Below are 4,903 nucleotides of genomic sequence, written 5' to 3'. Positions count from 1 at the left end.
AACACCCTGTTGGCCTGAGGAGGCTTGGCGCTCGCCCGCGGAAAGCGTCCGCCTGTAACGGAAATCATACAGAAACCAAAGTTGTTACTGTGTACTTTCTTAAAGGACTGGGCGTACTTTGCCCGGTTTTTCTTACGTAAATATAATTTACCCTGAAATTAACATAATTAAAATAGTACAATTGTTGTTAATCGTAGACATGAAAAAGCATTAATTCGTGAATCATTTTCTTTACAGTTTCTTCGTCAGGTGGGGTAGAACTACTAGTCCAATTAATGGATCCATCTTGTAAGTAATCTCCACTGTAGCGAGTTTGCTTATAAAAAAAAGAAAATGTCCAACCGGGTAATTGATTGTTTTCGTACATGGACTTAAAACTAAAATGTTGTAGCATGAATTTTGCTCCTTTCATAGGTGAAGATACTTCTGCATACGCTAGATAAAAGACGGAAAAGGAGTGACTAATTGTTTAATGAACACCTAAAAAAAGCCATTGAAGAAGAATATCGAGCGTATTACTTCTATAAGTACATGCTCAGGCTAACGGACGATCCTTATTGGCAATCATTTATCCTGCATGCAATGGAAGATGAAAAAAGTCATTATGAAATGTTTCAACAACTCTATTATATGCTCACAGGTCAATTTGTACAAAATCCCTCAAAACCTGAACCACCCATTGACCTAAAACAAGCAGCAAAAGATTCATTAATGGAAGAACTCGAAGCAACTGAATTTTACAAAGAAATGCTTCTTACGATTCCCATCCCTCAAGCATATAATCCTTTATTCATTGCTATGCAGGATGAAATTGAGCATGCAATCCGATTTTCAACAATGTATAATGCACTATAATAAAAAGTTTACATTTTTGTCTAGCTAGTTGTTTCTGTTATAATGAAATGACGCTTGATAGAAAAAGGTGAACCAAATGAACTTTATATTAATACTGTTTTTTATGGCACTTGTTGGCGCAATAATCGGGGGATTTACAAACCATCTTGCGATTAAAATGCTTTTTCGTCCACATGAAGTAAAATATATCGGAAACTGGCGTGTACCATTCACGCCTGGACTGATACCAAAACGACGAGATGAGTTAGCTAAACAACTTGGTCGAACGGTCGTTGAACATTTATTAACACCTGAAACGTTTAAACGACGTTTTTTCTCAAATGATATGAAACAAAAAGCTGAGTTGTGGATTCAAGCACAACTCTCGAAACATGTGTTTGAATCAAAGATGACGATACAGCAATGGTTATCAAAAGTAGGCATTGGACAAGTACCTTATCTCGTGGAAGGGAAAATCGATTCAATTCTTGATGAGCAGATCGCATTGCTAGAGTTGAAGTTCTCTTCAAAAACATTACGAGAATTGGCACCACAACAATGGCAGCAAACAGCAGACGAACGTATTCCTGAACTTGTTACTTACATGATTGAAAAAGGGGAAACGTACTTTGCCTCCGAAGAAGGACACCAAACCTTAAAAAAACTGATCGATGACTTTCTTGCCTCTAAAGGGACATTCGGTAACATGGTTCAAATGTTCATGGGAGAGTCGACGACCATTGTCAATAGAGTTAAACCAGAAATACTAAAATTCTTGAACTCACCTGGAACTTCTGAACTTCTTACAAAAGTCATTCAGGGAGAATGGGAAAAATTAAAAGATTTACAATTAAACCAAATAGTTGTAAATTTTGATGTTCAACCAGTGTTAAGTATAGTAAAATCATATGTGAAACAGGAGTTAGCGATTGAAAAACGACTGGATTCTACGTTACAAGAATACTGGCCTGGAGGTGCTGATTGGGCTACTAATAACTTATCACCTAAAATGACTGAGTTTGTCTTCTTGCAAGGCGAAGTAAAGCTTGAAGAAATGATTGAACGATTAAAGCTAGAAGAAATGGTTCAAGCCCAAGTAGATTCTTTCCCTGTGGAACGTCTTGAAGATTTAGTTTTGGGTATTTCAAGGAAAGAATTTAAAATGATAACAGTACTGGGTGCGGTGCTTGGTGGCCTAATTGGACTAATTCAAGGTGGAATTGTGTACGTAACAAATATACTATAGGAGTGAGACGAAGACATGACAGTTAACATTTATGATGATATTAATCGCTTGGATAGCTCATTTAGAAAAACTGCAGAATTTATTGCTTTAGAAAAAGCTGTGATAGAAATGAAAGATGACGAAGAATCATTAGCTTTATTTAAAAGCTTTCGTGACTTGCAATTGACTTTACAAGAAAAACAACAACAAGGTGAAGAAATTTCTGGTGAAGAACTAGAGCATGCTCAAAAGACTGCTCAACTTGCGCAATCAAATGCTAAAATCGAAAGTTTATTTGTCGCAGAATCGAACCTTAGTGGGATAGTTGAAGAAGTAAATCGAGTATTAATGAAACCAATTAAATCATTATATGAAGCGTTTTAACTGCTGAAATAAGTAAAGATAACCTCTACTCAAAAGACGAGTAGAGGTTATCTTTTATGGTTCCTAGACAAATGAAAAACAGACTCTACATAGTAGAGTCTGTTGAAAGGTTATATTATGCTTTTTGAACGTTTGAAGCTTGAGCTCCACGAGCGCCTTGCTCAACGTCGAAAGTAACTTTTTGACCTTCGTCTAAAGATTTGAAGCCTTCACTTTGGATTGCTGAGAAATGTACGAATACATCGTCCCCATTTTCACGCTCGATAAAACCAAAACCTTTTTCTGCATTAAACCATTTTACTGTACCTTGTTCCATATTTGTTTCCTCCTAGTGTGAAATTCACACAATGTAATACTATCCCTGCCCAAAGTGATCATTAAGACGATAAGTTTCTAACATATATCTTTTACACTGACAAAAATAATTCTTCTTTACTATAGCACTAAGATTAGTGATAAGCAACTGATTTGTTTAACTTTAATAAATTTAATTATAAAAACTATGCTTATGTAGTATTTCGATCTTTCGAAAGATGATGAAATACTAAATGTGAAATGAGGTTAAATTTTACCATTGAATATTTGAGTCAATCCATGTAAAATAACAATATAAGCTGCATTGTTCGTAACGATATTAAGTTTTAACCTTTAATCTGTAATAGGGAGTTTTTATAGAAACTGGAATGACAGGCCTTGTTCATTTTAAATCAATGAGGACATACAGGATAGTTTCTGCGAACACCCACTTTGTGAAGTGGTGGTCTAAAACTTTCTAACTTGATTACGGCAAAGGCGGCTTCCTATCTATATCTAAAGACTAGTTTCCTTAGGGGAGCTGGTCTTTTTTATGACTTAAGAAAGCAAATTTTTTATAGTCACCCCTTTTAACTTGGAGTAGCTATGTCTAGCTCCACACGTCAACCTGCGGACCCCTTATTAGGACAGAAGGGCGAAACGTTCACCTTTTCATCCTTCCAGCACAGGAGTCAAACTAGAAGGCGCTTTCCGGAGACTAACATTCTAAAACGGTATTTCTTTGATGTGACTCTCGTAAACCCGATTAATGTTAGTCGTGATTTTCTTCTATAGAAACGCAAGTTTCCTCTCAGTCGAAGGTAAATTTTGATCAGTGATCTATTCTTGGTTTTGAAATTCAATTAATTTAGGTTTGAGTACTTTCGTTTTAAAAGATCGGACGATTTTTATATTTATTTTTTAAACTATAGTTGATCACGGTTATTTTAAACAGGTGAATGATTGTAGTGAAGGGCGGCGACTCCAGTGGGAAAAGCGAGGCCAGATGAGACCCCGCAGGAACCGTACAATGGAACGAAGGCTAAGAACGCCACTACGCGAGTCAACGCCTTCGTGACCAACATCCTGTTGGCCCGAGGAGGCTCATGGACCGCCCGCGGAAAGCGTCCGCCTGCAACGGAAATCATACCATAAACCAAAGTGGATACTGTGTGCTTTCTTTAAGGACCGGGCGCACTTTGCCCGGTTTTTATTATCTTAAACTGTATGTCAGTATCCAATACCTACATAAAAAAATGTAAATAAACTAAAATAATACCTAAATCAGCTAATGCATGACTAATTACTGGTGCAATGATTGAAGAAAAGATGTATCTCAAATAACCCCAAAGTAAGCCTGCGAAGAAAACTGGAAGTATTGCTAGTAAACTAAAGGGAGTCCCAAACAATGGGAGTAATATTAACAAATGATATAGCGAGTAAAAAGTAGACGTTATAAAAATACTCTTTGCTACGCCTGTAGCAAGATACTTCTTGAACATAAATTCACGCCAATACCATTCCTCTAAAATTGGATTAATAAAAGCGAGTACTAGTATAAATCCCCACACTTTTGCTCCGTTAAATCCCCATTGATTAAGTCTGTCCGATAATGGATTGATGTCAAATATATGACCTTGTAATAAGTCAACTGAGATGTATATGGAAACTCCACTAATAATACCGCTAATTAAACCAATTAGGATAGGTTTTAACCCAAATCCTTTTTTTATCGAATCAAGAAACATTTCTTTTAAAGTTAATCGTTTCGAGTAGGAGATAAATGGAACAAAAAATAACCAACCATAAAACAAAAGAAAAGTAATCGGAATGGACTCTAAATAACTAAGTCCAATAAAAATCAAAATAGTCGGACCAAATAAATAAATTATATTTTTCATAGTGCCCCCAGCTACTTTGTTTTTTAAAGGTTATATCATAAGTATTAGAACCTTCATAAGTGAATATTCATATTTAAATTTATTTAATTGGAAAAATTACATAACTCCTCAATTCGATAATAAACACGAACACTTAATTGTTATCCGTTTATTTTAGACAGGTATCGTTTGATTGTAGCGCAGGGCGGCGACTCCAGTGGGAACAGCACGAGCTGAAAGTCCCGCAGGAAAGATGCTGGCCACAAGCCAGTATCTTTGCGACGAG

The 4,903-nt window shown here is 36.2% G+C and carries 6 protein-coding genes and 1 other RNA gene; 4 read left to right on the top strand and 3 right to left on the bottom strand.

What is annotated here, in order from left to right; genetic code table 11:
* Positions 1–187: 187 nt before the first annotated feature.
* Positions 188–394, bottom strand: coding sequence for a YheE family protein (locus B371_RS0101515; protein WP_019412559.1), 207 nt, complete (start codon positions 392–394; stop codon positions 188–190).
* 71 nt (positions 395–465) lie between these two features.
* Here B371_RS0101515 and B371_RS0101510 point away from each other — a divergent pair, with 71 nt between their 5' ends.
* From B371_RS0101510 to B371_RS0101500, 3 genes are all read left to right on the top strand, one after another.
* A complete protein-coding gene (locus tag B371_RS0101510; RefSeq protein WP_019412558.1) occupies positions 466–855 on the top strand; it encodes a ferritin-like domain-containing protein in 390 nt (129 codons plus the stop codon).
* Positions 856–931: 76 nt separating this feature from the next.
* On the top strand, positions 932–2,080 hold the full coding sequence (locus B371_RS0101505) for a DUF445 domain-containing protein (RefSeq protein WP_019412557.1): 1,149 nt from the start codon (positions 932–934) through the stop codon (positions 2,078–2,080).
* A gap of 15 nt (positions 2,081–2,095) precedes the next feature.
* Positions 2,096–2,443, top strand: a complete 348-nt coding sequence (locus B371_RS0101500; RefSeq protein WP_019412556.1) for a YlbF family regulator — start codon at positions 2,096–2,098, stop codon at positions 2,441–2,443.
* Positions 2,444–2,558: 115 nt separating this feature from the next.
* Here the strand turns inward: B371_RS0101500 and cspC are convergent, their stop codons facing one another.
* Positions 2,559–2,759: a cold shock protein CspC gene (cspC, locus tag B371_RS0101495; RefSeq protein ID WP_016429181.1), complete on the bottom strand. Its 201-nt coding sequence runs from the start codon at positions 2,757–2,759 to the stop codon at positions 2,559–2,561.
* 292 nt (positions 2,760–3,051) lie between these two features.
* Between cspC and ssrS the strand changes: the two genes are divergently transcribed.
* Positions 3,052–3,246: non-coding RNA, 6S RNA (gene ssrS / locus B371_RS22630), on the top strand.
* 735 nt (positions 3,247–3,981) lie between these two features.
* Here ssrS and B371_RS0101490 read toward each other — a convergent pair.
* Positions 3,982–4,638, bottom strand: coding sequence for a CPBP family intramembrane glutamic endopeptidase (locus tag B371_RS0101490; protein WP_019412555.1), 657 nt, complete (start codon positions 4,636–4,638; stop codon positions 3,982–3,984).
* Between the last annotated feature and the right edge of the window lie 265 nt (positions 4,639–4,903).

The sequence above is a fragment of the Paenisporosarcina sp. TG20 genome (assembly GCF_000286315.1).
Lineage (GTDB): Bacteria > Bacillota > Bacilli > Bacillales_A > Planococcaceae > Paenisporosarcina.
The sequence above is the reverse complement of the archived record's forward strand: the minus strand, read 5'-3'. Positions and strand labels throughout refer to the sequence as shown.

Bases quoted from the DNA above. Each gene is read 5' to 3' on its own strand.
- B371_RS0101515 (WP_019412559.1), bottom strand. From the start codon at position 394: ATGCTACAACATTTTAGTTTTAAGTCCATGTACGAAAACAATCAATTA.
- B371_RS0101505 (WP_019412557.1), top strand. From the start codon at position 932: ATGAACTTTATATTAATACTGTTTTTTATGGCACTTGTTGGCGCAATA.
- B371_RS0101500 (WP_019412556.1), top strand. From the start codon at position 2,096: ATGACAGTTAACATTTATGATGATATTAATCGCTTGGATAGCTCATTT.
- cspC (WP_016429181.1), bottom strand. From the start codon at position 2,759: ATGGAACAAGGTACAGTAAAATGGTTTAATGCAGAAAAAGGTTTTGGT.
- B371_RS0101490 (WP_019412555.1), bottom strand. From the start codon at position 4,638: ATGAAAAATATAATTTATTTATTTGGTCCGACTATTTTGATTTTTATT.